The sequence below is a fragment of the Janthinobacterium svalbardense genome (assembly GCF_002327145.1).
Taxonomy (GTDB): Bacteria; Pseudomonadota; Gammaproteobacteria; order Burkholderiales; family Burkholderiaceae_D; genus Janthinobacterium; species Janthinobacterium tructae.
In genome coordinates, this window is the sequence record NZ_CP023422.1 from 5,591,908 (window position 1) to 5,609,371 (window position 17,464).

11 protein-coding genes are annotated in these 17,464 nt (G+C 66.1%); 8 read left to right on the forward strand and 3 right to left on the reverse strand.

Annotated elements, in window-relative coordinates:
• Positions 1-6: 6 nt before the first annotated feature.
• Positions 7-969, forward strand: a complete 963-nt coding sequence (locus tag CNX70_RS24905) for an endonuclease/exonuclease/phosphatase family protein (RefSeq protein ID WP_096237742.1) — start codon at positions 7-9, stop codon at positions 967-969.
• On the opposite strand, the gene CNX70_RS24910 is transcribed toward CNX70_RS24905, so the two are convergent.
• Complete coding sequence (locus tag CNX70_RS24910; protein ID WP_096237743.1) at positions 966-3,488, reverse strand: sensor domain-containing protein; 2,523 nt, start codon at positions 3,486-3,488, stop codon at positions 966-968. The two genes, CNX70_RS24905 and CNX70_RS24910, sit on opposite strands and share 4 nt — an antisense overlap.
• 395 nt (positions 3,489-3,883) lie before the next feature.
• On the opposite strand from CNX70_RS24910, the gene CNX70_RS24915 reads away from it, so the two are divergent.
• From CNX70_RS24915 to CNX70_RS24930, 4 genes are all read left to right on the forward strand, one after another.
• Positions 3,884-5,116: an efflux RND transporter periplasmic adaptor subunit gene (locus CNX70_RS24915; protein WP_096237744.1), complete on the forward strand. Its 1,233-nt coding sequence runs from the start codon at positions 3,884-3,886 to the stop codon at positions 5,114-5,116.
• A 3-nt stretch (positions 5,117-5,119) separates the two neighbouring features.
• A complete protein-coding gene (locus CNX70_RS24920) occupies positions 5,120-8,233 on the forward strand; it encodes an efflux RND transporter permease subunit (protein WP_096237745.1) in 3,114 nt (1,037 codons plus the stop codon).
• Positions 8,234-8,607: 374 nt separating this feature from the next.
• Complete coding sequence (locus tag CNX70_RS24925) at positions 8,608-9,327, forward strand: MgtC/SapB family protein (protein WP_208624590.1); 720 nt, start codon at positions 8,608-8,610, stop codon at positions 9,325-9,327.
• A 2-nt stretch (positions 9,328-9,329) separates the two neighbouring features.
• On the forward strand, positions 9,330-9,638 hold the full coding sequence (locus CNX70_RS24930; protein ID WP_096237747.1) for a hypothetical protein: 309 nt from the start codon (positions 9,330-9,332) through the stop codon (positions 9,636-9,638).
• Here the strand turns inward: CNX70_RS24930 and CNX70_RS24935 are convergent.
• Complete coding sequence (locus CNX70_RS24935) at positions 9,630-11,027, reverse strand: sensor histidine kinase (protein WP_096237748.1); 1,398 nt, start codon at positions 11,025-11,027, stop codon at positions 9,630-9,632. The genes CNX70_RS24930 and CNX70_RS24935 overlap by 9 nt on opposite strands.
• Entirely contained in the window at positions 11,020-11,700 is a 681-nt protein-coding gene (locus CNX70_RS24940; protein ID WP_096237749.1) for a response regulator transcription factor, read from the reverse strand. The genes CNX70_RS24935 and CNX70_RS24940 overlap by 8 nt, the downstream gene beginning before the upstream one ends.
• A gap of 228 nt (positions 11,701-11,928) precedes the next feature.
• Between CNX70_RS24940 and CNX70_RS24945 the strand changes: the two genes are divergently transcribed.
• The 3 genes from CNX70_RS24945 to CNX70_RS24955 are packed head-to-tail and all read left to right on the forward strand — an operon-like array spanning position 11,929 to position 17,423.
• Entirely contained in the window at positions 11,929-13,062 is a 1,134-nt protein-coding gene (locus tag CNX70_RS24945) for an efflux RND transporter periplasmic adaptor subunit (RefSeq protein WP_096237750.1), read from the forward strand.
• On the forward strand, positions 13,055-16,159 hold the full coding sequence (locus CNX70_RS24950) for an efflux RND transporter permease subunit (protein WP_096237751.1): 3,105 nt from the start codon (positions 13,055-13,057) through the stop codon (positions 16,157-16,159). Before CNX70_RS24945 ends, CNX70_RS24950 begins: the two co-directional genes overlap by 8 nt.
• Positions 16,146-17,423, forward strand: coding sequence for a TolC family protein (locus CNX70_RS24955; protein WP_096237752.1), 1,278 nt, complete (start codon positions 16,146-16,148; stop codon positions 17,421-17,423). Before CNX70_RS24950 ends, CNX70_RS24955 begins: the two co-directional genes overlap by 14 nt.
• The last annotated feature ends 41 nt before the right edge of the window (positions 17,424-17,464 follow it).

The window sequence follows — 17,464 nt, forward strand, 5'->3', positions numbered from 1 at the left end:
CTAATTATGCAGCAAGAAATCCGCTTTGCCACATTCAATGTCTGCAACCTTGCCCCCGCCGGGGCGAAATTGTATGACAACCTGGACCCATTGAGCCCGGCGCAATACGACGCCAAGGCGGAATGGACGGCGCGGCAAATCGACCTGCTCGACGCCGACGTGATCGGCTTCCAGGAAATTTTCTCGCAAGCGGCCTTGCGCGACGTGCTGTCGCGCACGCGCCATTACCGCGCAGCCACCCTGGCCGGCCACGATGCGATGGATGCGGCAGGACGCATGCTGCCCACGGTGGCGCTGGTATCGCGCCTGCCGCTGGCCGGCGCTGGTGTCACCTGGGCGAGTTTCCCGGCCGGCGTGAGCGTGTCCGCCGATGACAACACCTGCCGCTTCGCCCGCGCCCCCCTGCACGTGCAGGTCATCTTGCCGGGCGGACAACTCACCGACGTCGTCGTGGTGCACTTGAAATCGCGCCGGCCCGACTACCGCCATGGCGACGGCTACGACGCGGCCGCCTACGCACTGGCCAACCTGCGCTCGCTGCAGCGGCGCGGCGCGGAAGCGGTGGCCCTGCGCGTGCTGGCAAGCGAACTGGGTCACAGCAGCCGTCCCCGCATCGTGCTCGGCGACTTCAACGACATCGCCAATGCCGTCACCACGGCCATCGTCATGGGCGCGGGCGCACCGTGCGAACCCGGCATGGAAATGCGAGAACGCCTGTACGACGCCAACGCCATCGCCCTGCGCCAGGATGCGCTGCGCCACGTGGGTTACACGAATATCCACGACAGCGCCTACATGACGATCGACCACATCCTCGTATCCGAGCATTTTCATCACGCCTCGCCGCGCGCCATCGGGGTGCTGCAGGAAGTGACTTATCTCAACGACCATTTGCTGCTGGGCCTGCCACACGCCTCCGACCATGGCCAGGTGCTGGCGCGCATCAAGCTGCTGGGAAATATTGACTAGTTCAATAACTTCGCCAGAACACTACCCTCGACTTGCGCGCTGGCATAGCGTCCCTGGTATTGCTGGCAGCCCTGCCCCCGCAGATAAGCCAGCTGTTGCGCCGTTTCCACGCCTTCGGCAATCACCGTCAATTGCAGTTCGCGCGCCATGGCGATGATGGTGGCGGCCACCATCGTGTCAGACGCGCCGGCTGCGGCAGGCAGGAAGGATGGATCGATCTTGAGTTTATCCACCGGGTAGTGGCGCAGATTGGCCAGGCGCGAATAGCCGGTACCGAAATCGTCGATGGCCAGCCTGGCGCCCAGCGCGCGCAGCTGCGCCAGCACGCCAGCCAGGCGCGCGCCGCCCTTCATTAGCAAGGACTCCGTCACTTCCAGTTCCAGGCAGGCGGCAGGCAGCCCCGACACGGCCAGCGCCTCTTGCACGCTGAGCAATAAATTATTGTGCAGACATTGCGCCGGCGACAGGTTCACGGCCACGCGCCAGGCCTGGCCCGCATCGTGCCAGGCGCGCGCGCGCCGGCAAGCTTGCTGCAGCACCCAGTTGCCAATCGACACCATCAAGCCGCACTCCTCGGCCACGGCGATGAAGCGCTCGGGCGGCAGCACGCCCAGTTGCGGGTGGCGCCAGCGCAACAGCGCTTCGGCGCCGACGACTTTCCCGCTGGCGACATCGAGCGCGGGCTGGAACTCCAGCACGAATTCATCGCGCCCCAGCGCGGCGCGCAAGCCCTGCTCCAGGCTGGCCCGCTCGACGATTTGCGCATTCATCTCGGCATTGAAAAACTGAAAATTGTTACGCCCGCTTTCCTTGGCATGGTACATGGCGATATCGGCGTTGTGCACGAGGGTGTCGATGCTGTCGCCATCGCTGGGAAAGATGGCCACGCCGATCGAGGTCGATACCTGCAGCTCATATTCGCCCAGCTGATAAGGCTGCGTGACGGCATGCAGCAGGCTGGACGCCACATGGGCCACCTGGTCGATACCGCCCACCTCGGCCAGGATGATGACGAACTCATCGCCGCCATGCCGGCTGACGGTGTCGACGCCGCGCACGCAGCGCACCAGGCGCCGCGCCACTTCCTTGAGCAGCAAATCCCCCACGTGGTGGCCCATGCTGTCATTGATGTGCTTGAAGTGGTCGAGGTCCAGGTACAAAATGGCCAGCATGCTGCGCTTGCGCCGCGCGGCCGCCAGCGCCTGCGACAGCCGGTCCAGCAGCAGCACCCGGTTCGGCAAGTCGGTCAGGAAATCGTGCTCGGCCAGGTGGCGCGTGTGCTCCTCGTTTTTCTTGCGCTCGCTGATATCGCTGAGGATGGCCAGGTAATTGCTCAATTGCCCCTGGCTGTCGCGGATGGCCGTCAGCGACAGCCAGGCCGGGTAGCGCCCGCCCGCCTGGCGCTGGCCGGCGATATCGCCTTGCCAATAGCCGTTGGCCTCGACTTCGTCCCACACATGGTCGAAAAAAGCCGGCGCGTCCGGCTCCACGCCGTGCTGGACGAAAGGCTTGCCCAGCATGTCGTCCAGGCTGTAGCCGCTGATTTCGCTGTACGCAGGATTCATGCTGACGACACGCTGCTGCGGGTCCATCACCACGATGGCGACACTGGCATGCTCGATGACCTGCATCGACAGGTACAGGGCCCGCTCGGCCAGTTTGCGCGAGGAAATATCGCGGATCACGGCGTAAAACAGATAGGTGTGGTCGAGCGTGACGGAAGTGAGCAGTACTTCGCCCCAGAACAGCTGGCCCGCGCACGTCTGATAGCGCCAGTCGTAGCGGCAGTTGCCGTCGGCGTGGGCCTGCGCTGCCAGCTGCGTGCCGCGCAACGACGACAAGGCGCCATCGGGCTGGCGCAGCGGCGAAAAGTCGCTGAGGCGGCGCCCCAGCAGCCTTGGCCGGTCTTCACATTGAAACAGGGCAATGGCGGCAGGATTGGCTTCGGCGATGTACTCGTCGCGCAGCAATACGATGGCGTCGGCGGACTTGTCGTACAGCTGGCGAAAATTGTCGCCCATCAGCAGCAAGGCACCCTGCGCGGCGCCATCCTGGCCGCTGGCCGTGATGTCGACATCGATGCACACCACTTGCCGCACACGTCCGGACTGGATGACGGGAAACACGGTGGAACAGATGCAGCGTGGCGCGGCCCCATCGGCGTCCAGCTTCCACAGGCGTGTGCTGCGCGCCTTGCCGCTCTCCCACACGGCCGCCAGTTCGCCGGCCCCCTCCTCGGCCAAGCTGGCGGCATCGGGCAGCGAAGCGGCCACCCTGGCCCACGGCTGGCCCAGCGCAAACTCGGCCGCCACGCCATACAGGCGCGCCGCGCCCAAGCTCCAGTAGCGCACGATGCCGTCGCGGTCGATGCCACGCACGGCCAGGCCAGGCGCCTGTTCGACAGCGGCGACGATGATGGACAGCAAGTCCAATGCCTTGGCGGCCGGCCCGGCCTGCGGCTCGGCAGCGGCAAGCAGGCGCCCCGGCGACGGCGCGGCTCCGACAATCCGATCAGACATCAGGCCCCCCGTGGCGTGGCAACGCGACAACCGGCGGGCGTGTGGCCTGTCCGGTGGCGCAACCATCCCGACCATTCTTGCGCGCTGGCGAATCGGCTTCTTGAGCATGCGCAAGCATCGTGACGTGCGCGGCATGCATGCTGGCAGTGGTCTTTGGTCGCCGTTTTTTGCATTTCAGCCCCGATTTTGTGCAATCTGTCGCACGGCGATGGCGGCCGGACTTGAATCTTCCTAAAGTGGCAACATGCGCATCGCCGTGAACGGCCGCAGCGGCAGGCGTGCTGCCTGCGGCCGCCACGGCGATGCGCTACCCGAATTCCCTCCCGGCCAGCGACAGGCCGGGTCCGTACCGAGACCTGGCGCCGAGCCCCTGCGCCGCTCCTGAAAAAAAATCTATGAAAAACGAGACTCTGCCCCCCGCCTCTCCCCTTGCCGCCACGCGCCGCCGGCGCTGGCGTACCCCCGTGCTGATCCTGGTCGTGCTGGGCCTGGCCGGCGGCGGCTGGACGGTGATGCAATCGAAGCAACAGGCGACCAAGGCGGCCGAACAGCAAGCGAGCAAGAAGAAGGAACAGGAGAAGGCGCCCGTGCATGAGCTGGCGCAGGGCGACGTGGCCGCCATCGATGCGCGCGCACTCAGCATCAGCCTGCCCCTGGCCGGCTCGCTGGCGCCCGTGACCCAGGCCACCATCAAGGCCAAGGTTTCCGGCGTGATCCAGGAAACGACCTTGCAGGAAGGCCAGCAAGTGGCCAACGGGCAAATCCTCGTGCGCCTGGATGCGGCCGACCTGCGCGCCCGCCTGACGCAGCAGCAAGCCATGCTAGACGAAGCGCAGGCGCGCCTGTCCATGGCGGCCAAGAATGAGGCGAACAGCCAGGCCCTGCTCAAGCAAAAATACATTTCGCAGACGGCCTACGACACGACGCAAAACTCCGTCGACCTGGCGCGCGCCAACGTCAAGTCCGCCGCCGCCATGGTCGATATCGCCCGCATCGCGCTGGCTGACACGGTGATCCGCGCACCGATGGCCGGCATCGTCAGCAAGCGCCATCTGCAGGCCGGCGAAAAAGTCTCGCCCGACATGCCCGTCTACACCATCGTCAACCTGGCGCAACTGACACTGGAAGCACCCGTGCCCAGCGCGGACATTCCCCGCATCAAGCTGGGCCAGGACGTGCACTTCAAGGTCGACGGCTTCGGCGCGCGCGACTTTGCCGGCAAGGTCACGCGCATCAACCCCACCACCGAGAGCGGCTCGCGCGCCATGCTCGTCTACATCGCCGTCGACAATGGCGATGGCGCGCTGCGCGGCGGCATGTTCGCCAAGGGCAGCATCGTCACCGAGCGCTCGCCCGTGGCGCCGCTGGTGCCGTTGACGGCCGTGCGCCATGAAAAGCAGGGCCCCGTCGTGTACGCGCTGGTGAACAACAAGGTGGTCGCCCAGCCCGTCACACTGGGACTGCGCAACGAGGATGAAGGCTATGCGGAAGTCACATCCGGCCTGGTGCCGGGCGCCAAAGTCATCGTCGCCAAACTCGATGGCGTCAAGCCGGGACACAGCGTGACCTTCGCCGCGCCCGCCACCGCGCCAGCCGCACCGGCGGCCGTGCTGGCACGGAAGGATTAAGCCATGTGGATGACCAAAGTCAGTATTCAAAACCCCGTCTTCGCCACCATGGTCATGGTGGCGCTGGTGGTGCTGGGCATCTTCTCCTACCGGGGCCTGGGCGTGGAGAGCATGCCCAGCGTGCAGTTCCCGTTCGCCGCCATTGAAGTGAACTACCCGGGCGCCTCGCCGGAAGCCGTGGAAAACGACATCACGCGCCCCATCGAAGACGCCGTCAACACCGTCAGCGGCATCAAGACCATCCGCGCCAACTCGTGGGAAGGACGCGCCGGCGTGTACCTGGAATTCGAGCTGTCGACCAACATGGACAAGGCCATGCAGGACTTGCGCGACAAGGTTGCCCTGGTGCGCCCGCGCTTTCCGAAGGAAGCCAAGGACCCGTTCATCGCCCGCGCCGAGGGCGACAACGAACGCCCCATCGCCACCATCGTGCTCACATCCACCGGGCATGACCTGCGCTCGCTGTCGACCATGACGGAGCAGATCATCAGCAAGCGCTTCCAGGGCGTGGCCGGCGTGGGACAAGTCAAGCTGCGCGGCCTGCGCGCGCGCCAGATCCTCATCAGCATGAAGCCGATCGAACTCAATGCCCAGGGCATCGGCGTCGATGAAGTGATTCGCGCCATTCAGGCGACGAATACCAACTTGCCGGCCGGCTCCATCAGCCATGGCGCGGCCGAACAGCTGGTGCGCGTGGAAGGCAAGATCAAGGATGCGCGCGAATTCGGCAAGATCATCGTGGCGCGCCGTGCCGTCGGTCCCGTCTACCTGGACCAGGTGGCCACCGTGGTCGACGGCGAGCAGGAAGAACTGTCGATTTCGCGCATGAATGGCCAGCAGGCCGTGACCATGGAAATCACCAAGGTGCAGGACGCCAACGTGGTCGAAGTGGGCACCGGCATCCTGAAAGTGGCGGCGGACCTGCAAAAGACGCTGCCGCCCGATATCACCCTGCGCGTGCTGGACGACGAATCGGAGCGCGTGCAAAGCCAGCTCAATAACGTCAAGCGCACCATCATCGAAGGCGCCGTGCTGACCATGGTGATCGTCTTCCTGTTCCTGCACTCGTGGCGCTCGACCATCATCACGGGCTTGACCCTGCCGATCTCCGTGCTGGCCAGCTTCATCGCCATGAAGGCTTTCGGTTTTACCCTGAACTTTTTGACCCTGATGGCGCTGTCATTGTGCATCGGCCTGTTGATCGATGACGCCATCGTGGTGCGCGAAAACATCGTGCGCCACCTGGGCATGGGCAAGAATCACTACAAGGCTGCCAACGACGGCACCAATGAAATTGGTCTCGCCGTGATGGCCACCACGTTCGCCATCGTCGCCGTGTTCGTGCCCGTCGCTTTCATGGACGGCATCATCGGCCGCTTCTTCCTGCAGTTCGGCATCACCGTGGCCGTCGCCGTGCTCGTTTCCCTGTTCGTCAGCTTCACGCTCGACCCCATGCTGTCGTCCGTCTGGCGCGACCCCGTCAAGGACCGCTTCAAGTACGTGCCGTGGCTGGGCCGCTTCATGGCCTGGATCGAGACGGGCATCGACCGCCTGCACGTCTGGTACGGCAAGGTATTGAAAGTGGCCCTGCGCTGGCGCAAGACGACCTTGGCCACCGCCTTCGCCCTGTTCGCGGGCAGCCTGATGCTCGTGCCGATGATCGGCGGCGAGATGTTCCCCGAGACGGACCAGGGCTGGGTCAACCTGCGCTTCAAGACGCCCGTCGGCTCCAGCCTCGAATACACGGACAGCAAAGTACGCCAGATCGAAACGGCGCTGAAGGAATTTCCCGAGATCGACAGCCTGGTGGCCAACGTGGGCACCCAGGATGGCCGCAATGCGGCTGACGTGAACCTGAAGCTGACGGACATCAAGACGCACAAGCGCCGCTCGCAGCAGGAACTGGAAAAACTGATCCGCGAACGCCTGGCGCCGATTGCCGGCATCACCCTGTCGGTCGGCAACCGCCCCATCTTCATCGCCATCCTCGGCACGGATGAAGGCAAGCTCGATGCGGTGGCGCACCGCCTGATGGACAAGATGCGCAACATCAAGGGCCTGGCCGACATGGAATACAGCCAGGAAGGCGCCAACCCGTCGACCACGGTGAAGATCAACAACGAACTGGCCAGCGACCTGGGATTGTCGGTGCAGCAGATCGGCAATGCCCTGCGACCTTTTGTTGCGGGCGACACGGTCAGCCACTGGTTAGCCAGCGACGGGCAAAACTATGACGTCAACGTGCAGCTGCCCAAGTCGGGCCGGCAAAAGGTGGCCGACCTGGCCGACCTGTCGCTGGCGTCCAGCAAGCTTGATGCGAACGGCAAACCGGTCATGATTCCGCTGCGCCAGGTGGTCGAATTCGTGCCCTCGTCCAGCCCGCAGGTGCTGAAACGCCAGGCCTTGCAGCGCCGCGTCGCCATCTATGCGGGCGTGCAGGGCCGCCCTGCCGGCGACGTCGACGCCGACGTGCAGAAAGCCATGAAATCCATCGACCTGCCGCCGGGCGTGCGCTTCGACGTGGCCGGCAATGCGCAGCAGATGGCCGAAACCATGGGCGGCGCGATGATGGCGCTGGGCATTGCCGTGATCTTCATCTACCTGGTGCTGGCCTCGCAGTTCGGCAGCTTTTTGCAGCCGATCGCCATCATGGTGTCGCTGCCGCTCTCCTTGATCGGCGTGCTGCTGGCACTCCTGATGACGGGCAGCACCCTGAACATTTTCTCCGTGATCGGCTTCATCATGCTCATGGGCCTGGTCACCAAGAATGCGATTTTGCTGGTGGACTTCACCAACCAGCGCCAGCGCGAAGGGCTGGGACAGTTCGAGGCGCTGATGGAAGCGGGGCAAGTGCGCTTGCGCCCCATCCTGATGACGACCCTGGCGATGGTCTTCGGCATGCTGCCGATGGCCATCGGCATGGGCGACGGCGGCGAATCACAGGCGCCGATGGGCCGCGCCGTCATCGGCGGCGTCATCACCTCGACGCTATTGACCCTAGTGGTGGTGCCCGTCGCCTATACCTACCTCGACAGCCTGGGCAAGCGCGCCGCGCGCTTTTTCGGTGGCGGCGAACATGCCCATGCCGACGCTGACCAGGCACCCGCAGCCCATTAAGTTTCTACCGGTCGCCTTCACCGTCCCCGCATTGGCGGGGACGACGCGGCGGCTTCCTGAAGAGAGCTTCAGTTGACCAAAGCGGCCCCACTGGCTAGACTGTCCCCCGTTATCAATGATATGGAGTGACTCGTGGGTGCTTGTTCCAGTGACAGTAGTCGATTGACCATCGGCGATCGGCCTTAGGCAAGACGCGCGCATTCCGCCCGCCTGGCCCATGGCAAGGTGCGGTTTTACCAGCGGCGATGTCCATTCGCCGCCACTTCCCCCTCATCGTTTCACCGCTCGTCATCCCCGTCTGCTGGCCCCAATCCGGGCGGATACTCTTCGCCTTGTGCACTCGCCTGTTCCTCCCCAGCCGGGAGAAACTGATGGTGGTATTTGATTTTGCGCTGCGCGTTGCCGCAGCATTGACCCTGGGCGCCATGATCGGCGCCGAACGCCAGCTGCGCCAGCGCATGGCGGGCCTGCGCACGAACGCGCTGGTGTCCGTCGGCGCCTCGCTGTTCGTGATGGTCTCCGTGCTCGAAGGCGATCCCGATGGCCACCTGCGCATCGCCGCGCAGGTGGTGTCGGGCATCGGCTTTCTGGGCGCCGGCGTCATCATGCGTGAAGGGATGACGGTACGCGGCCTGAACACGGCCGCCACCCTGTGGTGCTCGGCCGCCATCGGCGTGCTGTGCGGACTCGGGTTTGCGCTGGAAGCGGCCATCGGCACGCTCTTCGTGCTGGTCGCCAACCTGGTGCTGCGCCACCTGGCGCAACGCATCAATGCGCACGGCAGCGAGGCGGGCATCGAGACGGAAAGCATCTACCGCGTGACGGCCGTGTGCGAGGCGGAGCAGGAAGTGCAGGTGCGCAAGCTGATGCTGCGCTTGATCAGCGGCATGCCGGCGCTGATGCTGCAATCCTTGCACAGCGAAGACGCGGCACAGGCGGGGCGCATCGAAGTGCGCGCCGACCTGCTCACGCCCTTGTCCAGCCTGGGATTGCTGGAGCAGATCGTCAGCCAGGTCAGCCTGGAAGGCAGCGTCTCGGCCGTGCGCTGGGCGCTGGTGAATAACGCGGAATTTGTCGCCGAGCGGGGAGTGTGACGATGAAAAAATGGATGCTGTGGTTCATACAACGGGGGCCGGCCGTCGCCACCTACCGCCTGACCGTCACCTGTCCGGCCGCGCAAGCCGACCACGTGGTGCGCCTGCTGCTGGCCGAACTCAAGGGTGCTGGCCTGGCGCCGTCGCAAATGCTGCGCAGCTGGGACGAGGCCCGGCAGGTGGTGCAGCTGATCGCCACGGTGCTGTGCCAGGCCGTGCAGCGCGCCGTACTGGTGCGCTTCGTCAACCGCGCGGGCGCCTGGCCGCAAGTGCGGCAGGTGCGCTGGGAAGGCGTGGCGCCGTCAATCTGACGCGGGCAGGCGCAGGAGGAACAGCGCGCCGCCCTCCGGGCGGTTCTGCGCCTCGATACTGCCGCCGTATGCGTGCACGATCGCTTGCGACAGGGCCAGGCCCAGGCCGAAGCCGGGCGCCTCGCCCGCGCGCGCCTGGGCGCCCCGGTAAAAACGTTCAAACAGATGCGGCAAGTCTTCCACGCCGATGCCCGGTCCAGCGTCGCTCACACCCACCAGCACATGCTCGCCCTCGCGCGCCACGTGCACGCTGATGCTGCTTCCCGGCGGCGAAAACTTCACGGCGTTATCGAGCAGATTGGCCAGCACCAGGTCCACCGGGCCGGCCGCCACCCGCGCGTGCACGGCCACGCCTGCATCGAAGACGATGCGGATGCCGCGCTGCGCTGCCGCCTTTTCCAGGCGCTGCGCGGCCGCACGCACGAGGGGATTGAGTGCGATGGTTTCCACGGCGTTGCGCTCCTGGCCCACGTCCAGGCGCGTCAGCATCAAGAGTTCTTCCACCAGGGTCGTCAGGCGCTGCACTTCATCGAGGCAGGACGCCAGCGCATCGACATATTCAGCTGCCTCGCGCGGGCGGCGCAGGGTGATTTCGATTTCCGTGCGCAGGCGCGACAGGGGTGAGCGCAATTCATGCGAGGCGTCGGCCGTGAAGCGCCGCTGCGCATCGTAGCCATGTTCCAGGCGCTCCAGCATGGCGTTCAGGGTATCGACCAGGCGGCCGATCTCGTCTTGCGTGCCGGGATGGGGCAGGCGCTGGTGCAGGCTGGCTTCGCCGATCGAATGCGCTTGCTGCACCACGTCGTCGATAGCGCCCAGCACGCGGCGCGTGAGCATTTCGCCAGCCAGCCCGACGGCGGCCAGCAAGGCCAGCGCCATGGCGCCAAACAGCACGGTGGCCGCGGCCAGCACGTGGTTGACGTCATCGAGCGAACCGGCCACCTGCACCGCCAGGCGCTCGCCGGACGCGGGTATGGGGATGGAAACCATGCGCAGCGGCTCCTCGCCGAACTTGGGCAGGGTTTCGAAGACGGTCTCGCCAGCCGCCAGGCGCGCCAGCAGGATGGGTGACGCCGGCAGCTGCGCCGCTTCCAGGTTGCGGCTGCGCGCCAGCACGCGGCCTTCGCCGTCGATGATCTGCACCAGGCGGTCGAGCCGCGTCAGGGAAGGCGGCGCCAGGCCCGGCGCCACCTCGTGCACCTGCACGGGCTGGCGCGGCGCGGCCGGCAGCATGGCCATTTCCGTCTCGGCCAGCGCCAGCAGGGCCGCATCGAGCTGGCCATGCGCGGCGCGCGACAGGCCCCAATAGCCGGCCAGCGCGGTACAGGCGACGATGGCAAGGATGACGGCCAGGTGCACCCGCAGCAGGCGCTTGCGAAAGCTAGCCACCGTTGTTTTCCGCCAGGCGGAAGCCGCGTCCGCGCACCGTGTGGATCAAGGGCGGCAGGCCGGGCGCATCGACCTTGCCGCGCAAATTGCGCACGTGGACGTCGATCAGGTTGTCGATGCCGATCAGGTCCGCCTGCCAGATCTGCTCGGCCAGGCGTGCGCGGCTGACCACCTCGCCCGCCTGGCGCAGCAGGATCAACAGAATCGCATATTCCTTGGGTGTCAGCACCAGCGGCGCGCCGGCCCGCGTCGCCTGGTGGCTGACGGGATCGAGCGTCAGGTCGGCCAGCGCCAGCACCAGCGGGCGGCTGATGTCGGAGCGGCGCAGCAGCGCGCGGATGCGCGCCAGCAGTTCCTCGAACTCGAACGGCTTGGTCAGGTAATCGTCGGCGCCCGTGTTCAGGCCCGCCACGCGGTCGGCCGTGGCGTCGCGCGCGGTCAGCATCAGCACGGGCGTCTGGATGGCGCGCGCGCGCAAATCGCGGCAAAAATCGATGCCCTGTTTGCCCGGCAACATCCAGTCGAGCACGATCAAGTCGTAAGCGACGGCATAGCTTTCGTCCTCGCCCTCTTCGGCGCTGTGCGCCACGTCGACGACGAAGCCCTCTTCCTGCAAGCCGCGCGCCAGCAGGCGCGCCGCCTTGCGGTCATCTTCCACCAAGAGGATTCTCATGCCTGCCTTTCATCGAGCCCTATGTTTTCCATACGCGCATTTTAACGCGCCAGGCCCTGGCGCGACCGAACCTGAAGAATGATTCAGGCGTTCTTGGGAGCTTCTTCAGGACGACATTGCTATGCTTTTCCGGCGCTGTCATATCGCTGCCCGCGCTCCCCTCTGACCGCCCGCCTGGGCACGGCATCCACGCATGCCCCATCACCATCAATAACAAGGAAACACGGGATGAACACGACCACCCGCAACGCCCTGGGCGCCAGCTGCGCCCTCGCTCTCGCCTGCTCGGCCCTGGCCGGCTGCGCCAAACCGACGGCGGCGGCCACGCCGCCCGTCCAGTCGACGCAGCAGGACGACGGCAGCATCACCGTCGACAAGATGTCGCCGCTGCGCCAGCGCCTGCAGATCGCGCCGGCGGAAGAACAGGATATCGCCACGCAGACCGATGCGCCGGGCAGCATCGAAGCCATGCCGGAAAAGCTGGTGAAAATCACGCCGCCCCTGTCGGGCCGCATCACGCGCCTGCAGCGCGCCCTGGGCGACAGCGTCAAGGCCGGCGATGCCCTGTTCACCCTGGATTCGGCGGAGCTGAGCGCCGCGCACGCGGACGATAGCAAGGCGAAGTCCGCCCTGCTGCAGGCGCGCCAGGAACTGCAGCGCCAGAAGACCCTGTTCGAGGCGGAGATTGCCGCGCACAAGGATTACGAGGCGGCCCAGGCGGCCTTCGACCAGGCCAACAGCGATGCGCATGCCAGCGCCGACAAGCTGGCACAGTACGGTGCCAGCGCCGGCGGCACACGAGGCACCCGCCGCGACTACGTCCTGCGCTCGCCGATCGCCGGCACCGTGATCGCCATGGAAGGCGCCCAGGGCGGCTACTGGAACGATATCAACGCACCCATCATGACGGTGGCCGACCTGTCCACCGTGTGGCTGTCGGCCAACGTGGCCGAAAGGGACCTGGCGCAGATGGCCGTCGGCCAGGCGGCCCGCATCACGCTCGACGCCTGGCCCGGCAAAGCTTTCGAAGGCAAGGTCGCCTATGTGGGCGCCGTGCTCGATAGCGAGACGCGCACCGTCAAGGTACGCGTGGCCATCGACAACCGCAGCGGCATTTTCAAGCCGGGCATGTTCGCCCACGCCGGTTTCGCCGGCGCCACGCGGCGCGGCCTGATGGTGCCTGCGGCGGCGCTGCTGCAAAGCGGTCTGGTGACGCGCGTGATGGTCGAACGCGGCCCGCTGCGTTTTGAGGCGCGCGTGGTGCAGGTGGGCGCCAGCCGGGGCGACCAGGTGGAAATCGTCTCCGGCCTGAAGGCGGGCGAACGCATCGTCGTCAAGGAAGGAGTGCTGCTCAATGGTTGATCGTTTCATCGCCACCTGCTGCCAGCGGCGCGGCATCGTCTGGCTGGTACTGTTGTGCGTGACCCTGTACGGCGTGTATTGCTGGAAGCAGCTGCCCATCGAAGCCTACCCCGACATTGCCGACGTCACCTCGCAGATTGTCACGCAGGTGCCGGGCCTGGGCGCCGAGGAAATCGAACAGCAGATCACGATACCGCTGGAGCGCGCCTTGCTGGGCACGCCCGGCATGCATGTGCTGCGCACGCGCAGCCTGTTCGCGCTGTCGCTGATCACCGTCGTGTTCGAAGATGGCAGCGATGGCTACTTCACGCGCGAGCGCTTGCAGGAGCGGCTCGCCAGCGTGAACCTGCCCTACGAGGCCAAGCCGGGACTCGATCCCTACACTTCGCCCACAGGCGAGATCTACCGCTACACGCTGGAATCAAAAACACGCTCCCTGCGCGAACTGTCAGAGCTGCAGTTCTGGACGGTCATCCCGCGCCTGCAAAAGGTACGCGGCGTGGCTGACGTCAGCAATTTCGGCGGCCTGACGACGCAATTCATGCTGGAACTCGACCCTGCAAAACTGGACAGCTACGGCCTCTCGCTGGCGCAGGTGAAGGACGCCATCAACGCCAACAACATCAGTGGCGGCGGCAGCGTGATCGACCGCGGCCAGCAATCGTACGTGGTGCGCGGCGTGGGCTTGCTGCATTCGCTGGACGACATGGGCAACGTGGTCGTCAGCAGCAAGCATGGCGTACCCGTGCTGGTGCAGGACCTGGGCAAGCTCGCCTACGGCAACGTGGAGCGGCGCGGCATCCTCGGCAAGGACAACAATCCCGACACCATCGAGGGCATCACCCTGCTGCTGAAGGATTTCAATCCCTCCGAGGCACTGGCGGGCATTCATGCGGCCGTGGACGATTTGAATAACAATCTGCTGCCGAAAGACGTCAAGGTAGTCGCCTACCTGGATCGCAGCGCGCTGATCGACGCCACCTTGCACACGGTCAGTTATACCTTGGGCGAAGGCATGCTGCTGGTGGCCCTGGTGCTGCTGCTGTTCCTGGGCAGCCCGCGCGCGGCCGCCATCGTGGCGCTGACGATTCCGCTGGCCCTGCTGATCGCCTTCATCTTCATGCACCATTTTAAAATTCCCGCCAACCTGCTGTCGCTGGGCGCGATCGACTTCGGCATCCTCGTCGACGGCTCCGTGGTGGTGCTGGAAAACATGCTGCGCCGCCGCGAGCGCGAGCAGCAGCGGCCCCTCACCATCGATGACGCGATCGAGGCGACCCTGCAGGTAGCGCGCCCCATCATGTTCGGCATGGCCGTCATCATCGCCGCCTACCTGCCCCTGTTCGCCTTCCAGCGCATCGAATACAAGCTGTTCTCGCCGATGGCGTATGCGGTCGGTGCGGCACTCGTGGGCGCGCTGGTGGTGGCGCTGGTGCTGATACCGGGCCTGGCCTGGCTGGCATTGCGCAAGCCGCGCCGCACCTTCCATAACCGCGTGCTGGAACAGCTGGCGACAGCATATGGCCGCTTCCTCGAACGCATGGTGGGCAAGAAGCGCTGGGTGGCGATGGTGTGCGCCGCCTCGCTGGCAGGGTTGGCCCTGCTGGGCGGCAGCATCGGGCGCGACTTCCTGCCCTATCTCGATGAGGGCTCGCTATGGCTGCAAGTGCAGATGCCGCCCGGGATCACCCTGGACAAGGCGTCCGAGATGGCCAGCGAACTGCGCCGCGCCGCGCTGGAGTTCCCTGAAGTGTCGACCATCGTCACGCAGACGGGGCGCAACGACGACGGCACCGATTACTGGACGCCGTCGCACATCGAGGCCAGCGTGGGCCTGCATCCCTACAAAAGCTGGAAGTCGGGCATGAACAAGCAGCAGCTGATCGCCAAAATGAGCGAGCGCTTCGCCCGCATGCCCGGTGTCACCGTGGCCTTCATGCAGCCGATGATCGACGGCGTGCAGGATAAATTGTCGGGCGCGCACAGCGACCTGACGGTGAAGATATTCGGCGACGACCTCGACGAAGTGCGCGGCATCGCCGGCAGGGTGGCGCAAGCGCTGAAAACAGTCCATGGCGCCTCCGATGTGGCGGTGGACGTGGAGCCGCCGCTGCCCAACCTGAAGGTGGAGCTGGACAGGGCAAAGGCGGCCCGCTACGGCATCAACGCGGCCGACGTGGCCGACCTGATTTCGACCGGTATCGGCGGCGCGCCCATCGGCCAGGTATACGTGGGCGAGAAAAGCTACGACATCGCCGTGCGCTTCCCCGCCGAGGTGCGTTCCAGTCCGGACGCCATCGCCAAACTGATGCTGACGGCCGCCAACGGCGCCAAGGTGCCGCTGGCGCAGGTGGCGCAGATCAGCACCACCTCGGGCGAAAGCGTGATCGTGCGCGAGATGGGACGGCGCCACATCATCGTGCGCCTGAACGCCCGCGGACGCGACCTGGCCGGTTTCCTGGCCGAAGCGCGCCCGCTGGTGGCCAGGACCGTCGCCGACGAGCACCAGCGCATCGGCGTCGAATGGGGCGGCCAGTTTGAAAACCTGCAGCGCGCGGAGAGCCGCCTGGCCATCATCTTGCCGATGACCCTGGGCGCCATGTTCCTGCTGCTGTTCGGCCAGTTCCGCAACCTGCGCCAGCCGGCCCTGGTCTTGCTGGCCGTGCCGCTGGCCATGCTGGGCGGCCTGGCCGCGCTGCACCTGCGCGGCATGACCTTGAATGTCTCGAGCGCCGTCGGTTTCATCGCCCTGTTCGGCGTGGCGGTATTGAATGCCGTGCTGATGCTGGCGCAGATCAACCGTTTGCGCGCCGACGAAGGCAAGAGCCTGCGCGATGCCGTGCTGGGTGGCGCGCGCGACCGCATGCGGCCCGTGCTGATGACGGCCACCGTGGCCGCGCTGGGCCTGACGCCGGCCATGCTGGCGACGGGCCTGGGCAGCGACGTGCAGCGCCCGCTGGCCACCGTGGTGGTGGGCGGCCTGGTGACGGCGACGGCGCTCACCCTACTGCTATTGCCGGCCCTGTATTACCTGATCGAGGCGCATCTGGAACAACGCCGTAACCACACTGATGGAGCATCCCATGACACGCTTTAACTTGATCCTGGCGGGCTGGCTGATCTCGCCCGCCATCATCGCCGCGCCTCTGACCTTCGACACCTACCTGAGCGCCGTGGAAACGCACAGCCTGGAGCTGAAAGCGCAGAACGAGAGCATCGGCTCGGCCAGGGCCGGCATCGGCATCGCCGGACTGCGCCCCGATCCGGAATTGACCGTGGGCGCCACGCGCGAGACCGTACGCAGCGTCGAGCACCGTCCCGTCACGTGGAACCCGGCCATCAGCATGGCCATCGAGACGGGAGGCAAGCGCGCCGCGCGCCTGAAAGCGGCGCGCAGCAATGTCACCGTCGCCGAGGAAACGGTGGCCGGCTTCAGGAACGAACTGTACGCCACTGCGGCGGCAGCCTACACGGAAGCGTGCCGCACGCGCGAGGTACTGGCGCGCAAGGAGCACACCATGGCTGCCCTGTCGAAAGTGGTCGAGGCAAACGTGGTGCGGCGCAAGGCAGGCGACGTGGGCGGCATCGAGCTGCTGCAGTCGCGCGTGGAACGCGACCAGTTCCAGGCCGAACTGGCACAGGCACGCAGCGAGGCGCAGGGCGCCATGCTGGAACTGTCGCCGCCGCTGGGGCGCCAGCTCGATGCGCTGTTTCCCGAAGCGCAGCTGGCCTGCGACTTCACCGCCTTTGCGGGCGGCGACACCGGCACCCTCGTACCGCAGGCGCTGCGCGAACGCAGCGATGTGCGCATCGCCCGCGCCACGCTGGACAATCTGCGCGATGGCGCGGCGCTGGTGCGCGCCAACCGCTCCGTCGATCCCACCGTGATGCTGGGCCTGGCCGCCGTGCGCGGCTACCACGACGGCATCGATGCCCATGGCGAACCGGTGGAAGGGTCGCCCCGTTCGCGCGCGCTGTCCATCTCGCTGGCCATCCTCATCCCGCTGTCGCGGCGCGACAAGGGCGACGTGGTGCAGGCCGAGGCCGGCGTCACGCAAGCGATGCTGGCCTTGCGCCAGGCCGAGCTGAAAGCGGAAACGGACGTGCGCGCGGCGCAGCTGCATCTGCGCACGGCGCAGGAGCGGCTGGCGCGCTACCGCGACGGCGTGCTGCTCGATGCGCAAAAGGTCGTTGACGGTATCCGCCTGTCCTACTTCAGTGGTAATGCCTCGTTACTGGAATGGCTGGCCGCGCAGCACTCGGCCGACGACGCCTGGCAGGGCTATCTGCAGGCGCGCGCCGACGTGGCCATCGCCAGCACGCAGCTGCAACTGGCCATCGGCCAGCGGCCGCGCTTATAGCGGAAGGGGAAAGGTAGAACGAAGAGATGCCGGCGCGGCGG

Bases quoted from the DNA above. Each gene is read 5' to 3' on its own strand.
- CNX70_RS24940 (WP_096237749.1), bottom strand. From the start codon at position 11,700: ATGAGAATCCTCTTGGTGGAAGATGACCGCAAGGCGGCGCGCCTGCTG.
- CNX70_RS24910 (WP_096237743.1), bottom strand. From the start codon at position 3,488: ATGTCTGATCGGATTGTCGGAGCCGCGCCGTCGCCGGGGCGCCTGCTT.
- CNX70_RS24950 (WP_096237751.1), top strand. From the start codon at position 13,055: ATGGTTGATCGTTTCATCGCCACCTGCTGCCAGCGGCGCGGCATCGTC.
- CNX70_RS24920 (WP_096237745.1), top strand. From the start codon at position 5,120: ATGTGGATGACCAAAGTCAGTATTCAAAACCCCGTCTTCGCCACCATG.
- CNX70_RS24915 (WP_096237744.1), top strand. From the start codon at position 3,884: ATGAAAAACGAGACTCTGCCCCCCGCCTCTCCCCTTGCCGCCACGCGC.
- CNX70_RS24905 (WP_096237742.1), top strand. From the start codon at position 7: ATGCAGCAAGAAATCCGCTTTGCCACATTCAATGTCTGCAACCTTGCC.
- CNX70_RS24945 (WP_096237750.1), top strand. From the start codon at position 11,929: ATGAACACGACCACCCGCAACGCCCTGGGCGCCAGCTGCGCCCTCGCT.
- CNX70_RS24930 (WP_096237747.1), top strand. From the start codon at position 9,330: ATGAAAAAATGGATGCTGTGGTTCATACAACGGGGGCCGGCCGTCGCC.
- CNX70_RS24955 (WP_096237752.1), top strand. From the start codon at position 16,146: ATGACACGCTTTAACTTGATCCTGGCGGGCTGGCTGATCTCGCCCGCC.